The sequence below is a fragment of the Variovorax sp. GW822-FHT04A09 genome, assembly GCF_058801005.1.
The window spans coordinates 388,882-404,947 of sequence record NZ_JBXAMV010000003.1; the positions used below are offsets into that span (position 1 = coordinate 388,882).

General features: G+C 68.4%; 15 protein-coding genes. 3 read left to right on the top strand and 12 right to left on the bottom strand.

Going from position 1 to position 16,066, the window contains the following annotated elements; all coding sequences use genetic code 11:
- Nucleotides 1-58: 58 nt before the first annotated feature.
- The 9 genes from AC1RLW_RS18275 to AC1RLW_RS18315 all read right to left on the bottom strand — a co-directional run bounded on the left by AC1RLW_RS18275 (nt 59) and on the right by AC1RLW_RS18315 (nt 10,213).
- Nucleotides 59-1,609, bottom strand: coding sequence for an alkaline phosphatase D family protein (locus AC1RLW_RS18275; RefSeq protein WP_493194354.1), 1,551 nt, complete (start codon nt 1,607-1,609; stop codon nt 59-61).
- Nucleotides 1,606-2,283: a hypothetical protein gene (locus AC1RLW_RS18280; RefSeq protein WP_493194356.1), complete on the bottom strand. Its 678-nt coding sequence runs from the start codon at nt 2,281-2,283 to the stop codon at nt 1,606-1,608. Before AC1RLW_RS18280 ends, AC1RLW_RS18275 begins: the two co-directional genes overlap by 4 nt.
- Before the next feature lie 73 nt (nt 2,284-2,356).
- Entirely contained in the window at nt 2,357-3,613 is a 1,257-nt protein-coding gene (locus tag AC1RLW_RS18285) for an MFS transporter (protein ID WP_493194358.1), read from the bottom strand.
- A gap of 109 nt (nt 3,614-3,722) precedes the next feature.
- Nucleotides 3,723-4,415 (bottom strand): urea ABC transporter ATP-binding subunit UrtE, encoded by a 693-nt coding sequence (gene urtE, locus AC1RLW_RS18290; RefSeq protein ID WP_493194359.1) that lies wholly within the window; start codon nt 4,413-4,415, stop codon nt 3,723-3,725.
- 262 nt (nt 4,416-4,677) lie between these two features.
- Complete coding sequence (gene urtD, locus AC1RLW_RS18295; protein ID WP_354343221.1) at nt 4,678-5,556, bottom strand: urea ABC transporter ATP-binding protein UrtD; 879 nt, start codon at nt 5,554-5,556, stop codon at nt 4,678-4,680.
- Complete coding sequence (gene urtC, locus AC1RLW_RS18300; protein ID WP_493194361.1) at nt 5,553-6,776, bottom strand: urea ABC transporter permease subunit UrtC; 1,224 nt, start codon at nt 6,774-6,776, stop codon at nt 5,553-5,555. Before urtC ends, urtD begins: the two co-directional genes overlap by 4 nt.
- Nucleotides 6,773-8,320 carry an urea ABC transporter permease subunit UrtB gene (gene urtB, locus AC1RLW_RS18305; protein ID WP_493194362.1) on the bottom strand — a complete coding sequence of 516 codons (1,548 nt, stop codon included), beginning with the start codon at nt 8,318-8,320 and terminating at the stop codon, nt 6,773-6,775. Before urtB ends, urtC begins: the two co-directional genes overlap by 4 nt.
- 183 nt (nt 8,321-8,503) lie before the next feature.
- Nucleotides 8,504-9,772: an urea ABC transporter substrate-binding protein gene (gene urtA / locus AC1RLW_RS18310; RefSeq protein ID WP_013543023.1), complete on the bottom strand. Its 1,269-nt coding sequence runs from the start codon at nt 9,770-9,772 to the stop codon at nt 8,504-8,506.
- Nucleotides 9,773-9,889: 117 nt separating this feature from the next.
- A complete protein-coding gene (locus AC1RLW_RS18315) occupies nt 9,890-10,213 on the bottom strand; it encodes a nucleotide pyrophosphohydrolase (protein ID WP_493194365.1) in 324 nt (107 codons plus the stop codon).
- On the opposite strand from AC1RLW_RS18315, the gene AC1RLW_RS18320 reads away from it, so the two are divergent.
- Complete coding sequence (locus AC1RLW_RS18320; protein WP_260685005.1) at nt 10,196-10,891, top strand: nucleotidyltransferase domain-containing protein; 696 nt, start codon at nt 10,196-10,198, stop codon at nt 10,889-10,891. The genes AC1RLW_RS18315 and AC1RLW_RS18320 overlap by 18 nt on opposite strands.
- Entirely contained in the window at nt 10,875-11,303 is a 429-nt protein-coding gene (locus AC1RLW_RS18325; RefSeq protein ID WP_493194367.1) for a hypothetical protein, read from the top strand. The genes AC1RLW_RS18320 and AC1RLW_RS18325 overlap by 17 nt, the downstream gene beginning before the upstream one ends.
- Here the strand turns inward: AC1RLW_RS18325 and AC1RLW_RS18330 are convergent.
- From AC1RLW_RS18330 to ppk2, 3 genes are all read right to left on the bottom strand, one after another.
- Nucleotides 11,252-12,745, bottom strand: coding sequence for an MFS transporter (locus AC1RLW_RS18330; RefSeq protein ID WP_493194369.1), 1,494 nt, complete (start codon nt 12,743-12,745; stop codon nt 11,252-11,254). The two genes, AC1RLW_RS18325 and AC1RLW_RS18330, sit on opposite strands and share 52 nt — an antisense overlap.
- Nucleotides 12,746-12,817: 72 nt before the next feature.
- Nucleotides 12,818-13,852 carry an extracellular catalytic domain type 1 short-chain-length polyhydroxyalkanoate depolymerase gene (locus tag AC1RLW_RS18335; protein WP_070061595.1) on the bottom strand — a complete coding sequence of 345 codons (1,035 nt, stop codon included), beginning with the start codon at nt 13,850-13,852 and terminating at the stop codon, nt 12,818-12,820.
- Between the two features lie 49 nt (nt 13,853-13,901).
- On the bottom strand, nt 13,902-14,828 hold the full coding sequence (gene ppk2, locus AC1RLW_RS18340) for a polyphosphate kinase 2 (protein WP_174254434.1): 927 nt from the start codon (nt 14,826-14,828) through the stop codon (nt 13,902-13,904).
- 194 nt (nt 14,829-15,022) lie between these two features.
- On the opposite strand from ppk2, the gene AC1RLW_RS18345 reads away from it, so the two are divergent.
- Nucleotides 15,023-16,057, top strand: a complete 1,035-nt coding sequence (locus AC1RLW_RS18345) for a transporter (RefSeq protein WP_493194371.1) — start codon at nt 15,023-15,025, stop codon at nt 16,055-16,057.
- Nucleotides 16,058-16,066 lie beyond the last annotated feature (9 nt).

The window sequence follows — 16,066 nt, forward strand, 5'->3', positions numbered from 1 at the left end:
GGGAAAGAGGCGGCGGCCATCATAGGCACGGCCGCGCATTCCTGCAGGCGCTGGAGATTCAGGTGGATTCGAGGTGCACGCCGGGCGCGCCGCGTTCGACCGAGAAGCGGGCCATGGCCGCGACGGCGGAATCGGCGTTCTTCTCGTCGTCCACCGCGCGGAACTCGACGGCGCAGCCGCGCGCGTCGAGCGTCATGAGGCCGTAGCCGCGCTTGTCGGCGCGGCCGTAGCGCAGGTGTTCGTTCTTCGCGCGCATGTGGGCCACGCTGGCGGCGCTGGGCCCTTCGGAGGTGATGGCGCCGCCGACGAACTCGGTCGCGACGACGGGGCCCTGCGGCTCGCGGCGCAGGTCGGCGGCCCAGAAGGCGTGCACGTCGCCGCCGAGCACCAGCGCATCGCCGCCGCGCGACGGGTTGGCGGTCAGTGCGTCGAGCAGGCGCGTGCGCGCGGCGGCGTAGCCGTCCCAGCCGTCCATCCAGTAGCCGTGGCCGGGGCCGCGCTGGCGGTCGGCCTCGGCGAGCAAGGTCGGTTGGGCGATGACGGTCCAGCGCGCCCGCGGCGTGGCGAGTTCGTTCGCGAGCCAGGCTTCCTGCTGCATGCCGAGCAGGCTGCGCTCCGGCGCCAGCCGGTCGGCACAGTCGGCCAGCGGCTTGGTGCTGCGGCCCGGGAGGCAGGCGTGGTGCGAACGGTACTGGCGGCCGTCGAGCAGCATCACGTCGAGCATGCGGCCGAAGCGATGGCGGCCGTAGATGGTCGCGCCTGCACCGCGCGGGCGCATGGAGGCGGGCACGGGCATGTGCTCGTACCAGGCCTGGTAGGCGGCGGCGCGGATCGCGAGGAACTGCGCCGGGTCGGGCGTGCGCGGCGAGACGTCGTCGGTGTAGTCGTTGGCGACCTCGTGGTCGTCCCAGGTCACGAGCCAGGGAAAGGCGGCGTGCGCGGCCTGCAGGTGCGGGTCGGTCTTGTAGAGCGCGTAGCGGTTGCGAAAGCCGGCCAGGTCGGTGGGAATGCCGCCCTCGTGCCGGCGCACGTTGTGCGAACCGCGCGTGCTTTCGTAGATGTAGTCGCCCAGGTGCACGACGAAGTCGAGCGGCTGCGCGGCCATGTCGCGGTAGGCGGCGTAGTAGCCCTCCTCGTACTGCTGGCACGAGGCGAAGGCGAAGCGCAGCGGCTGCACGGTGGCGTCATCGGCGGCCGGCGCGGTGCGCGTGCGGCCGACGGGGCTGCGCACGCCGGCGGCGGTGAAGCGGTACCAGTACGGGCGGCCCGGGCGCAGGCCCTGCACGTCGACGTGCACCGAGTGCGCGAGGTCGGCTTCCGCGCTGGCCATGCCCTTGGTCACGATGCGGCGAAAGCGCTCGTCCTCGGCCACCTCCCACTGCACCGCCACGGACGCCTCGCCCATGCCGCCGCCCTGCACCGGCTCGGGCGCGAGCCGCGTCCACAGCACCATGCCGTCCGGCCGCGGCGCGCCCGAGGCGACGCCCAGCGTGAACGGATCGCGCGCCGCCAAGGGCTGGGCGCGCAGGTGCAGGAAGGGATGGCCGAGCGCGGCGGCGGCGAGGCCGGTGTGGAGCAGGCGTCGGCGGGTGAAAAGCGGGGGTGTCATCGAGCGTCCTTCTTGGCGCGTCGTTCGGCGATCTCGAGGTCGATCGATGCCTGCAGGCGCGCTTGCCGGTCGAGCTCCCTCTGCCGGGTGTCGACGCTCGTGTACTCGCGGTCGATCAACGCCTGCAGGCGCGCCAGCTGCGTGAGATCCATCTCGCGGGTGTTGGCGCTCGCGTGCTCGAAGTCGATCGACGCCTGCGGGCGCACTGGCCGCTCGGGCTCTTTCGGATGGGTGTCGACGCCCCTCGTGCGCAGGTCTTCGCTCGACTGCGAAGAAGCACCACCGGAGGGGCCCACCCAGATCGCCACTGCGATTCCGAGAAGAAGCAGCGCGATCATGAATTCCCCGACGACGTGGTTCAGGTCGTCCTTGAGGATCGGCTTGAGCGTGCCGTCCAACCGATCTTGCGGAGGCAGCAGGACCGCGACCTTCTTGCCCACGGGGCGTGGATCGAACTTGCCGCCGCTGCGTGCGTACAAGACAGCCCGTTGGCCGTCGAGCCGGACGTAGTCGACCCGGACCTCTGTGTTGCCGGCGCCGGTGACGACACCCTCGACCTTGTCGTAAGAAGAAAGAATGACCGCGGCATCAAGCGCCGACAGCAGCGCGACACACAGCATGGCGACGCCCATCGCCGCGAGGCACACCGCCACAAACACTCGAAGGATCTGCATGGACTCCAGCCGTCAGGAACGTGCCTGATTCTGGCGCCCTTCTCTTACAGCACCGCCACTGCAGAACGGCGTCTCAGCCCGCCGACCCTTCGCAAACCACCGCCACCGGCCGCCGCGCATCCGCACGCGCACTCGCCACCGCCCAGGCAAAGATGCCCACGCCCGCCAGCGCCAGCAGCGCGCCGACCCAACCGGTCGAGGTCCAGCCCAGGCCGGCCGCAATGGCCACGCCGCCGAGCCAGGCGCCGAGGGCGTTGGCCATGTTGAAGGCCGAGTGGTTGAGCGCGGCGGCGAGCGTTTGCGCGTCGCCGGCCACGTCCATCAGGCGGATCTGCAGGGCCGGGCCGATGGCGACGGTGGTGCCGATCAGGAACACGGTGAAGGCCGCCGTCACGACGTGGTGCGCCGCGAAGGTGAAGCTGGCGAGCACCAGCGCCGCGTAGACGAGCACGCCGCCGATGGTGCGCATGAGCGACTTGTCGGCCAGCCGCGAGCCCACGAGGTTGCCGGTGACCATGCCCAGGCCGAACAGCGCGAGCACGAAGGGCACGCCGCCCAGCGGCAGACCGGCCACCTCGATCAACGTGGGCTTGATGTAGCTGAACACGGCGAACATGCCGCCAAAGCCGATGGCGCCGATGCCCAGCGTGAACCACACCTGCTTGCGCTTGAGCGCGCCAAGTTCGCGCCAGGGGCTGGCGCCGGCGGCGGGTGCGATGTCGGGCACGTCGCGGCGCAGCAGCACCACGGCGACAAGCGCGATGACGCCGACGAACACGAAGGCCGCGCGCCAGCCGAACAGCTGGCCCAGCCACGCCGCGATGGGCACGCCGACCAGCGTGGCGCCGGTGAGCCCCAGCATCACGAGGCCGACGGCGCGTGCGCGCCGCCCCGGTGGCGCGAGCGTGGCGGCCACGAGCGCGGCCACGCCGAAGTAGGTGCCGTGCGGCAGGCCGGTGGCAAAGCGCAGCAGGTTGAGCGACAGGTAGCCGGGCGCCATCGCGCTGGCGAAGTTGCCGGCCGCGAACACGGCCATCAGCGCGATCAGCAGTGCGCGTCGGCCCCAGCCGGCGGCCAGCACCGCGAGCACGGGCGCCCCGACGACCACGCCCAGCGCATAGGCGCTGATGACGTGGCCGGCCTGCGGGATGGTGACGGCGATGTCTTTCGCGACCTCGGGCAGCAGGCCCATGATGACGAACTCGCCGGTGCCGATGGCAAAGCCGCCGACGCCGAGCGCGAGCACCGCGCGCAGGAACTGGGCGGACGAGACGGACGGTGCAATGGCGGTGGTTTCCGCGCCTTCGCGGGCGGACGGTGAGGCGTTCAAGGCCGGGCTCCTGGGGGGTGCCCGGCGGACGCGGGCAAGGCCCGATTCTAGGGTAAACCCTTAAATTGTGAAGATGCTCTCGTGCGGCGCGTCGGTACCGTCTTGCAATTCAGATGGCAACCAACTGCCGCACGCCCTGCGCCTCCATGTCCTTGCCCAGGCCGCGCGCAATGACTTCGCCGCGCTCCATCACGAGGTAGTCGTCGGCCAGCTCCTGCGCGAAGTCGTAGTACTGCTCGCACAGCACGATGGCCATGTCGCCCCGGTCGGCGAGCATGCGGATGACGCGACCGATGTCCTTGATGATGCTGGGCTGGATGCCTTCGGTGGGCTCGTCGAGGATCAGCAGCTTGGGCTTGGGCGCGAGGGCGCGGGCAATCGCCAACTGCTGCTGCTGCCCGCCCGAAAGGTCGCCGCCTCTTCTGTTGATCATCTGCTTGAGCACGGGGAACAGCTCGAACAGCTCCGCAGGAATGGGCGTGCCGCCGCTCTTGTAGGCCAGGCCCATGCGCAGGTTCTCCTCGACCGTGAGCCGCGCGAAGATCTCGCGGCCCTGTGGCACGAAGCCGATGCCGGCCCTCGCCCTGTCGTAGGGCGTGGCCTTGTGGATCGGTTTGCCTTCGAGTTCGATCCTGCCGCTCTTGATGGGCACCAGGCCCATGAGCGACTTCAGCAGCGTGGTCTTGCCGACGCCGTTGCGGCCGAGCAGGACCGTGACCTTGCCGAGCGTGGCCTCGAAGCTCACGTCTCGGAGGATGTGGGAGCCGCCGTAGTACTGGTGGATGTTCTTGACTGTCAGCATGGTGGATGCCTTCCTTGGTCTTTATCGGGGGCGCCCGGTGGGCGGCACGGCGCGGTCGGCCCCACTGTGCCGGCCCTTCGGGCTGCCCTGCGGTGCTCGCGTTTCGCGGGGTCTCGCAGAACTCGCTGCGCTCAAACAGCTGCGAGCCCTGATCCGCGAAACGCTGCGCTCCTCGGCGGCACAGAGGGGCCGCCCACGCCGCACCGCATACCGGGCGCTGGTCGTCGCGTTGATGCCGCCGGCTCTGGCTGCGACGACAAGTTCACCGGCCAAGGTAGACCTCGATCACGCGCTCGTCGGCCTGCACCTCATCGAGCGTGCCTTGCGCGAGCACCGAGCCATCGCACAGCACGGTCACGATCTCGGAAATGGTGCGGATGAAGCTCATGTCGTGCTCCACCACCATCAGCGAATGCTTGCCCTTGAGCGTGAGGAACAGCTCGGCCGTGCGCGCGGTTTCCTCGTCGGTCATGCCGGCCACGGGCTCGTCGAGCAGCAGCAGCTTCGGGTCCTGCATCAGCAGCATGCCGATTTCGAGCCACTGTTTCTGGCCGTGGCTCAGGTTGCCGGCCAGGCGCGAGACGCTGTCGGCCAGGTGAATGGTCTCCAGCACCTCGGCCAGGCGGTCGCTCTGCGCCGAGTCGAGCTTGAACAGCATCGACGCGCGCACGCCCTTGTCGGTCTTGAGCGCCAGTTCAAGGTTCTCGAACACGGTGAGGTGCTCGAACACCGTCGGCTTCTGGAACTTGCGGCCGATGCCCAGCTGGGCGATGTCGGCCTCGCGGTGGCGCAGCAGGTCGATGGTGCTGCCGAAGAACACGGTGCCCGAATCGGGGCGCGTCTTGCCGGTGATGATGTCCATCATCGTGGTCTTGCCCGCGCCGTTGGGGCCGATGATGCAGCGCAGCTCGCCCGGCGCGATGTCGAGCGAGAGTTTGTTGATGGCCTTGAAGCCGTCGAAGCTCACGCTCACGTCTTCGAGGTACAGGATGCGGCCGTGGGTGATGTCGACCTCGCCCGGCGTCGCAATGCGGCTGAAGCCTGCGGTGCGGCCGCCCGATTCGGTCTGGCCCGTGGCCGCGTGCAGGCCGGCCGCGCGTGCGGCCCGCTCGGCGCCGGCTTCCATCAGGTCGGGCGTCATGCGCGGGCTCCCTTCACATCGGCGACCAAGGGCGCCTGCACGGTCGCTTCGGGCTCGGCGTGCGAGGCGGCGGGCTCGCGCCGCGCTTCCTTCGCGGCCGGCGCCGCGACCTTCTGCGGCTTCTCGCGCGAGAGCCACTTGCGCACCAACCCCACGATGCCGTTCGGCAGGAACAGCGTGACAGCAATGAACAAGGCGCCCAGGAAGTACAGCCAGTACTCGGGGTAGGCCACGGTGAGCCAGCTCTTGGCGCCGTTGACGATGAAGGCGCCGATGATCGGACCGATCAGCGTGGCGCGCCCACCGACTGCGGCCCACACCGCGATCTCGATGGAGTTGGCCGCGCTCATCTCGCCCGGGTTGATGATGCCCACCTGCGGCACATACAGCGCGCCGGCCACGCCGCACATCACGGCGGAGATGACCCAGATCGTGAGCTTGTACGGCAGCGGGTTGTAGCCCGAGAACATCACGCGCGTTTCGGCATCGCGAATGGCCTGCAGCACGCGGCCGAACTTGCTGCCGATGAGCCACTTGGCGAAGAGGAAGAAGCCCAGCAGCGTGAGGCCGGTGAGCGCGAAGAGCGTCATGCGCATCTCCTGCGTGGCGATCGGGATGTTCAGGATGCGCTTGAAATCGGTGAAGCCGTTGTTGCCGCCGAAGCCGGTCTCGTTGCGGAAGAACAGCAGCATGGCCGCGAAGGTCATGGCCTGCGTGATGATCGAGAAGTACACGCCCTTGATGCGCGAGCGGAAGGCGAAGAAGCCGAACACGAAGGCGATGAGGCCGGGCACCGCCACGATGAGCAGCAGCGTCATGCCGAAGCTGCCGCTGAAGGTCCAGTGCCAGGGCAGTTCCTTCCAGTCGAGGAACACCATGAAGTCGGGCAGGTCGCTCTTGTAGTTGCCGTCGCGGCCGATCTGGCGCATGAGGTACATGCCCATCATGTAGCCGCCCACCGCGAAGAACAGGCCATGGCCGAGCGAGAGGATGCCGGTGTAGCCCCAGATCAGGTCCATGGCCAGCGCGCAGATGGCGTAGCACATGATCTTGCCGACGAGCGCCACGGCGTAGTCGCTCATGTGCAGCGGGCTGTCGGCCGGCACCCACATGTTGAGCACGGGCGCCACGGCGCACACGACGATGAGCGCGACGAAGAAGGCCGTCCAGCCCTTGCCGCTCAGCAGCGGCCCCTTGGTGGGAAGTACGACCTTGCTCATGCCTCAGCGCTCCGGCCTTTCATTGCGAAGATGCCTTGTGGCCGCTTCTGGATGAAGATGATGATGAAGACAAGCACCGCGATCTTCGCGAGCACCGCGCCCGCCCAGCCTTCGATGAACTTGTTGAGAATGCCCAGCCCCAGCGCCGCATACACGGTGCCCGCGAGCTGGCCGACGCCGCCCATCACGACCACCATGAAGCTGTCGACGATGTAGCTCTGGCCCAGGTCGGGGCCGACGTTGCCGATCTGGCTCAGGGCGCAGCCCGCCAGGCCCGCGATGCCGGAGCCAAGCGCGAAGGCGTAGGTGTCGATGCGTGCGGTGTTCACGCCCATGCACGAGGCGATCGGGCGGTTCTGCGTGACGCCGCGCACGAACAGGCCCAGGCGCGTCTTGCCGATGAGCCAGCCCATCGCCAGCAGCACGAGCGCCGCGAAGACGATGATGCAGATGCGGTTCCACGGCAGCGTGACGTTGCTCAGCATGGTGAAGCCGCCGCTCATCCAGCCGGGGTTTTCGACACCGACGTTCTGCGCGCCGAAGAGCGATCGCACCAGCTGCTGCAGCATCAGGCTGATGCCCCAGGTGGCGAGCAGCGTCTCGAGCGGACGGCCGTACAGGAAGCGGATCACGCCACGTTCGAGCACCGCGCCCACGAGCGCCGAGGCGAGGAAGGACACGGGAATCGCGGCCACCAGGTACCAGCCGAAGGCCGCCTCGGGCATGTACTTCTGGAAGATGCCCTGCATCACGTAGGTGGCGTAGGCGCCGATCATCATCAGCTCGCCGTGCGCCATGTTGATGACGCCCATGAGGCCGTAGGTGATGGCCAGGCCGAGCGCGGCGAGCAGCAGCACCGAGCCCAGGCTGATGCCGCTGAACACGGCGTTGATGCGGTCGCCCCAGACCAGCGCGCCGTCGATGTTGGCGATCGATGCGGTGATGGCCGCCTTCACGTCGGCTTCGGTCTCGTCGGCCAGGCGCTGGTTGAGCAGCAGCTTGGTGTCGGGGCTGCGGTTGTTGCCCAGCTCCTTGGCGGCGGCGAGGCGCTTGGCCTTGTCGGCGCTGGTGAGCATGCTGGCGGCGCGCACGAGTTCGAGCTGCGCCTTGATCTTCGGGTTGGTCTCGGCGGCCAGCGCCTTCTCGACCATCGGGATGCGCGACTCGTCGGGCTCCTTGAAGAGCGCCTGCGCGGCTTCGGCGCGCACCGCGTCGTCGGTGCTCGTGAGCTTGAGCGCGGCCTGTGCGGCATCGAGCGCGCCGCGCATGAGGTTGTTGTTGACGACGTCTTCGGCGGTGTCGGGCACCTTCAGCTCGACGCCCGTCACGGGGTCGTAGCCCTTGTCGTCCTTCATCACGAAGACCTTGTCTTCGGTGTACTTCACGGCGTCGTCGGACATGGCCTGGATGAAGGCGGCGGTCTTGTCGTCGGCGGTGAGGACGGCCTTGTTGAGTGCGGCGATGCGGGCTTCGGATTCGCCGGAGGCGATGGCCCGGGCTTCGTCGGCGGTCAGCGCGTGGGCGGCCGTTGCCATGAGCAGCATGGCGGCGAATGCGCAGTGAAGGGTTCGTCGAAGCATCATGAACTTGGAAGTTGGGTTGGCTCCCTCCCCTTCCGGGGGAGGGTTGGGGTGGGGGCACGCGGCGCCAACAAGGACGCAGTGACCGAATCGACCGCCGCTTGCCCCCACCCCTGCCCTCCCCCAGCGGGGGAGGGAGAAACACACTTACATCGACTTGCCGGCGGGGTAATCGGGCTTCTTGTCGTTGCCTTCGATGTACGGGCTCCACGGCTTGGCCTTGACCGGGCCCGGCGTCTTCCACACCACGCTGAACTGCCCATCGGCCTTGATCTCGCCGATGAACACGCTCTTGTGCAGGTGGTGGTTCTTCTCATCCATCTTCGAGACGATGCCCGAGGGGGCCGTGAAGGTCTGGCCGGCCATCGCCGCGATCACCTTGTCGGTGTCGGTCGACTTGGCCTTCTCGACCGCCTGCTTCCACATGTGGATGCCGATCCAGGTCGCTTCCATCGGGTCGTTGGTGAGCGGCTTGTCCTTGTGGCCGGCGATGTTCTTGGCCTTGGCGTAGTCGCTCCACTGCTTGATGAACGCCGTGTTGGTCGGGTTCTTGATCGACATGAAGTAGTTCCATGCCGCTAGGTGGCCCACGAGCGGCTTGGTGTCCACGCCGCGCAGTTCTTCCTCGCCGACCGAGAAGGCCACCACCGGCACGTCCTTGGCCTTCAGGCCCGCGTTGCCCAGTTCCTTGTAGAAAGGCACGTTGGAGTCGCCGTTGATGGTCGAGACCACCGCCGTCTTGCCGCCGGCCGAGAACTTCTTGATGTCGGCGACGATGGTCTGGTAGTCGCTGTGGCCGAAGGGGGTGTACTTCTCGTCGATGTCCTTGTCGGCCACGCCCTTGCTCTTGAGGTAGGCGCGCAGGATCTTGTTGGTCGTGCGGGGGTACACGTAGTCGGTGCCCAGCAGCACCCAGCGCTTGGCGCCGCCGCCTTCCTTGCTCATCAGGTAGTCGACGGCCGGAATGGCTTGCTGGTTGGGCGCGGCGCCCGTGTAGAACACGTTCTTGGAGAGCTCTTCACCCTCGTACTGCACCGGGTAGAACAGCAGGCCGTTCATTTCCTCGACCACCGGCAGCACGGACTTGCGCGACACCGAGGTCCAGCAGCCGAAGATCACCGAGACCTTGTCCTGGCCGAGCAGCTGCTTGGTCTTTTCAGCGAACAGCGGCCAGTTGGAGGCCGGATCGACCACCACGGGCTCCAGCTGCTTGCCCAGCACGCCGCCCTTCTTGTTGATGTCGTCGATGGCCATCAGCACCGTGTCCTTCAACACGGTTTCCGAGATGGCCATCGTGCCCGACAGCGAGTGCAGCACGCCGACCTTGATGGTGTCGGCGGCGAATGCAGGCGCAGCAGAAATGCTGGCCAGCGCGACGGCGGCGGTGAGCGCCTTGAGTGTGAAACGACGTTGCATGTGGACTCCTGCTCCGGGTGGGTTGAACCTTGTCGACAGCGCGGGGCTGGCGATGGAGAGGAGTCTGCGGAACGCACCACAAAGGGGAAATACGCCGGGTGGCGTACACGGAGGTACTCAGGCGGATGGCGGGGCCGGGTACTTCTGGGCGTTGGCGAGCATCTTGTGCTTCGCCGCCTCGACCGGGTCGATGCCGAGCTTGTCGGCCAGCTGCAGCAGGTAGAGCAGGACGTCCGCGATCTCGGTGCCGATCTCGGCCCGCTTGTCCGTGGGCAGCGCCCGGCTTTGCGCTTCAGTGAGCCACTGGAAATGCTCGAGCAGTTCGGCAGCCTCGACCGACAGCGCGGCGGCGAGGTTCTTGGGGGAGTGGAATTGCTCCCAGTCGCGGGCTTGTGCGAAGTCGCGCAAGGCCTGGGTCAGCGATTGGAGGTCATCGGCCATGGCATTCCTGTAGGGTTGGAAAAACCCATTTTGGGCATTAACATGCCCAAAATGGGTAAATTGAAATCACCGGCACCGGTTGTCGAGAAGTCCGCCAGCCTGGCGGACGCCTTGTTCACGACCACGCAGCAACGCGTGCTGGGCTGTCTCTTCGGGCAGCCGGACCGGAGCTTCTTTTCCAGTGAATTGATCAAGCTTACCGGCGCGGGCTCGGGCGCGGTGCAGCGAGAACTCCAGCAGCTGACCGACAGCGGGCTGCTCACGACGTCGCGTGTCGGGAACCAGAAACACTACCGCGCGAACGCGGACGCACCGATCTTCGAGGAGCTGTGCAGCATCGTGCGCAAGACCTTCGGGCTCGCGGGCCCGTTGCGCGACGCACTGGCGCCCGTGGCCGACAAGATCGAAGCGGCCTTCGTCTTCGGCTCGGTGGCCAAGAAGAGCGACACCGCTGCCAGCGACATCGACCTGCTGCTGATCAGTGAAGAACTTGCCTATTCGGACCTCTTTCTCGCCCTCGACGCCGTCTCGGCGCGCCTCGGCCGTACAGTGAACCCGACCCTGTTCACGAGGAAAGAACTGATGCGAAAACTCAAGGACGGCGAAGCGTTCGCCACCCGCGTCATGGCACAGCCCAAGCTCTGGGTGATCGGCGACGCGCATGCCCTCCCCGCTTGACAACCTGTGCGGCCCCTCGAGGCCGCTGACGGCCGAAGCACCCGATGCGCGCGAGTTCGCGGGCCTGCTTCGCTCCGGACTGGCGCGCCTGGCCGATGCGCAGGTCGCCCAGCTCTCGCTGGAAAGCCGCTTCGATCTGGCCTACAACGCGGCACACGCCTTGTGCCTCGCTGCACTGCGAGGGCACGGCTATCGATCGGGCAACCGCTTCATCGTCTTCCAGGTGCTGCCGCACACCCTGGCGCTGGGGCCGGAAGTCTGGCGCGTGCTGGCCAAGGGGCACGAGATCCGCAACCTCGGTGAATACGAAGGCGACATGAATATCGACGAACGCATCGTTCGCGACCTCATCGTCGCCTGTCAGCGCGTGGCCTCGGCGCTGTCCGACTTGCCCCCGCCTGCCACCACCTGACGCTGTCGCACGCCTGTGCGATGCAACACGGCCACCAGCAAGGCCGTGCCCATCAGGTAGAGCAGCGCGACGCCGAGCGCGCTCGCATGGCCTGCGGCGTCGCCGCCGTGCCCCAACTGCCCATAAAACAGGATCCCCACCAACGCCACCCCCAGCGCATTGCCCGCCTGCTGCACCATCGACAGCACGCCCGACGCCACGCCCGCGTGCTGCGGCGGCAAGCCGGCCAGCACGGTGGACACCAGCGGCGCCATCACCATGCCGAGCCCCGCGCCCTGCACGAACAGCAGCAGCGGCACCATCCACGCCACGACATGCGTGTGCCCCGGCCAGCCGGCCACGTTGGCGCACTGCAACGCATGCCCCGCCGCGAGCACGAGGGCGCCGAGCGCGATCGGTGGCGTGCCGCCGAAGCGGCGGGCGATGCGGGCGCCGGCCATCGAGGTCGCGAAGAAGCCGACGGCCAGCGCGGTGAAGACGATGCCCGAATGGAGCGCACCCAGCCCCATACCCTGCTGCAGATAGAGCGCGAGCACGAAGTAGAACGAGGCGTTGCCGGCGTAGAAGGCCAGCGTGGTGAACAGCCCGGTCACGAAGCAGCGGTTGGCGAGCAGCACCGGCGCCACCAGCGGCGCACCGCCGCGTGCCGCAAGGCGGCGCTGCTGCCCCGCGAAGAGGCCCCACAGCGGCACGGCGGCGGCCAGACACAGCCAGCTCCACAACGGCCAGCCCTGCTGGCGCCCTTCGACCAGCGGCAGCACCACGGCCACCGAACCGGCCGCGACCAGCGCCATGCCGGCGAGGTCGAGCCGGCTGTCGCCCCGGCCCTGCGCCAGCGGCGGCACCACGCGCGGCGCGAGCACCAGCGCCAACAGGCCGATGGGCACGTTGATGAGAAAGCAGCTGCGCCAGCCGAGCCCCGCGAGGTCGGCATGGATCAGCGCGCCGCCCACCAGCTGCCCCAGCGTGGCCGCCAGGCCCAGCGTGAGGCCGTAGGCCGCGAAGGCGCGCGTCCGGTCTTCGCCCGCGTAGGCCAGGCCGATCATCGCGAGCACCTGCGGCTGCAGCAGCGCGCCGGCCAGGCCCTGCAGCAGGCGCGCGGCCACGAGCAGCCCGGCGTTCGGCGCCACGCCGCAGGCGGCCGAGGCGAGCGTGAACAGCAGCAGGCCGAGCATGAACATGCGGCGCCGGCCGAACAGGTCGCCCAGCCGCCCGCCCGTGACCAGGCCCGCGGCAGTGGCCAGGCCGTAGCCCGCCACCACCAGCTGCAGCGTGCCCGCGCTGGCCTGCAGGTCGTGCTGCATCGATGGCAGCGCGACGTTGACGATGAAGAAATCGAGCACCACCAGGAAGGTGCCGCTGAGCATGACCCACAGGCCCAGCGGGCCCGGTGCGGCGGACGTGATCGACGAGGCAGGAACGGCAGGGTTCGACGAGGGCATGGCCCCCACTGTCGGCACCGGCCGGCATCGCGACAATGACCTGCGAGGTCATGCGCGCAGGGCGCCGCGCGTTCAGCGCTTGTCGAACTGCGCGGACGCAAAGGCCCACGTCATGCGCGTGGCGTCGGGCCCGAGCGGGTCGCTGAACAGCTGCCCCCGCGACCCGCCGCTCCACGAGTGGCCGAGCCCCGCGATCTCGCACAGCGTGACCAGGGTGCGGCCCTGGCGCTTGAAGTCGGTCACGCGCATGGCGCGGCGCTGGCCGCGTTGCAGGTCGCGCGCCATGCCGGCGTGCGCGCCCACGGCGGTGGCCCAGACGGCCGCGCTGCTCATGGCATTGCTGGGCGCCACCACGGCGTCGGCGTCGCCGTGCAGCACCAGCATCGGCGGCAGCGTCGTGAAGACGGCCGCCGCGCCCATGGCCTTGCCGACCGCGGTGACGGGCATCGGCGGCACGTGCTGTCCGCGCATGGCGCCGAGCGCGGTGGCCGACGACTTCGCGGCGCCGGGCGCCACGCCCGAGTGCATGACCACGGCGCGAAAGCGGTTCGGGTAGCGCGTGGCCAGCAGCGCCGCCATGCTCGCGCCCGCCGACAGGCCGGCCACGGCCACGCGGTCGCGGTCGACGGGGTACAGCATGCAGGCCTGGTCGACGGCGGCCATCAGCGTGGCGGCCTCGGCGTCGGCCTTGCCGGAGCGGCGCTCGTACCAGTTCCAGCAGCCCTGCGGATGGGCGATGCGGTCCTGCTCGGGGTAGAGCACGAGAAAGCGCTGGCGCACCGCGAGCGCGTTCATGCGCGTGCTGGCCGCGAAGTCGCGACCGGTCTGGCCGCAGCCGTGCAGCATGACCATGAGCGGCAGCTTCTCGCCGGGCTGCAGCACCAGGTCGGCCGGACGGAACAGGTGATAGCCGCGCGCCCCGCCCGCGCCCATCGCCATGCCGCTGATCCAGTCGCCCTTGCCGGGCGGCGGCTTGAGCCGCTTGGCGGTCGCGCGTTGCACCTGGCCGGCCACGCGCTTGCCGTTGCTCAGCGTGAGCTTGGTGAGCGCCTTCAGGTTGCGCTCATAGGCGCGGGCGAAGAAAGAAGCGGTGGAGCGACGGGCCATGGCGCAGTGTGCAGGCAAAGCGCCGGGCGGCCAAACGGCCGCGAAGCCTTCAGTAGATTTCCGGGACGATCATGCTGGCAGGGACGGGTTGGCGCAGGTAGTCGTCATGCCGCTCGCGCGCCGGCAGCTCGACCGGCGCGTGCGCCACCTCCTGGTAGGGCAGCTGGCCCAGCAGGTGGCTGATGCAGTTCAGACGTGCCTTCTTCTTGTCGACGGCCTGCACCACCCACCACGGCGCCTCGGGGATGTGGGTGCGCTCCAGCATGATCTCTTTCGCCTTGGTGTATTCCTCCCAGCGGCGGCGGCTCTCGAGGTCCATGGGGCTGAGCTTCCACTGCTTGAGCGGGTCGTGGATGCGGCCCAGGAAGCGCATGTGCTGCTCGTCGTCGGTGATGGAGAACCAGTACTTGATGACCTTGATGCCCGAGCGCACGAGCATCTTCTCGAACTCGGGCACGGTGCGGAAGAACTCCTCGTACTCGTCGTCGCTGCAAAAGCCCATCACGCGCTCGACGCCGGCGCGGTTGTACCAGCTGCGGTCGAACAGCACCATCTCGCCGGCGGCCGGCAGGTGCGCCACGTAGCGCTGGAAGTACCACTGCGTGCGTTCACGGTCGTTGGGCGCGGGCAGCGCGGCCACGCGGGCCACGCGCGGATTCAGGCGCTGGGTGATGCGCTTGATGACACCGCCCTTGCCCGCCGCGTCGCGGCCTTCGAAAAGAATGACCACCTTCTGCTTGCTGTGCTGCACCCAGTCCTGCAGCTTGACCAGCTCGCCCTGCAGGCGAAAGAGCTCCTTGAAATAGGCCTGGCGCGCCGCCTTGTCGGACACGGAAGACGCCGCCGAGGCGGGGTCGAGCCCGTCGAGGTTGCGGTCTTCGATCTCCAGTTCGAGCTCTTCGTCGTAGCTGTCGATCAGGTCGCGGGCGATGCGTTGCATCAGGTCTTCGTGGTCGGGAAGTGCGCTCGTCAGCATGATGAAAAGGGGCAAGAGTGGCGGGTAGACAAAAAGCATGCTGCACCCGCCGCATGACGGCGGCGTGACGGTTTTGCGGCTGTTTTCTGTAAGCCGACACGCCGTTGTCACATGGCACGAACACCATCCGGGGCATGCTGGCAGCCCGCCAAACGGGCGTCTGCCTGTTCACATGTCTTTTCTGACCACGCACCTTGTCGGTATTTCATGACCTCGCCGCGCAGTCCTATGGCGGCGACGAAGCCGGGCTGATCTGCGGCTACCTGTTCGACGCCGCGGCGCCGGAACCCGCGCGGGCGATCGATTCGGCACAGGCCGCCGCGTGGCTGGCGGATGCCGGCCAGCTCGGCGACAGCAACGCCTACGTGTGGCTGCACTTCAACCTGAGCCATGCGCACGCCGAACGCTGGCTGGTGCGGCACGCCGCCCTGTCGGACACCTTCTACGAGACGCTGCACGAAGGCCTGCCATCCACGCGCATCGAGCGCGCCGACAACTCGCTGATCGCGGTCATCAACGACGTGCACTTCGAGTTCAGCTTCGAGCCCTCGGACATTTCGACGCTGTGGATCAGTGTCGGCCCGCGCCTGGTGGTCACGGCGCGCACCAAGCCGCTACGCTCGGTCGACGCGCTGCGCACGGCCGTGAAGGCGGGCGAGGCGCCGCGCTCCAGCACCGAACTGCTCGAGCACCTGCTGCGCGCGCAGGCCGACGTGCTGGTGAAGATCGTGCGCGGCGTCACCTCGCGCATCGACCGCATCGAGGACGAACTGCTGGCCGGGCGCCTGGACCACAAGCGCGCGCGCCTGGGCGTGCTGCGCCGGTTGCTGGTGCGGCTGCAGCGACTGCTGGCGCCCGAGCCGGCCGCGCTGTTCCGCCTGCTGCAGGGTCCGCCGGCCTGGATGGCCGAGCCCGACGTGCAGGAGCTGCGCGGCTCGACCGAGGAGTTCTCGGTGGTGCTGCGCGACATGCAGGCGCTGCAGGAGCGCATCAAGCTGCTGCAGGAAGAAATTGCCGCCAACGTCAACGAGGACAACAACCGCAGCCTGTTCGTGCTGACGGTGGTCACGGTGCTGGCGCTGCCGATCAACATCCTGGCCGGCCTGTTCGGCATGAACGTGGGCGGCATTCCGCTGGCGGAGCACAGGCACGGGTTCTGGATCGTGGTGGCGATCGTCGCCACCTTCACCGCCGTGGCCGCCTGGACGGCCTTCCGCAAGAAGCGCTGAGGCGCGCCC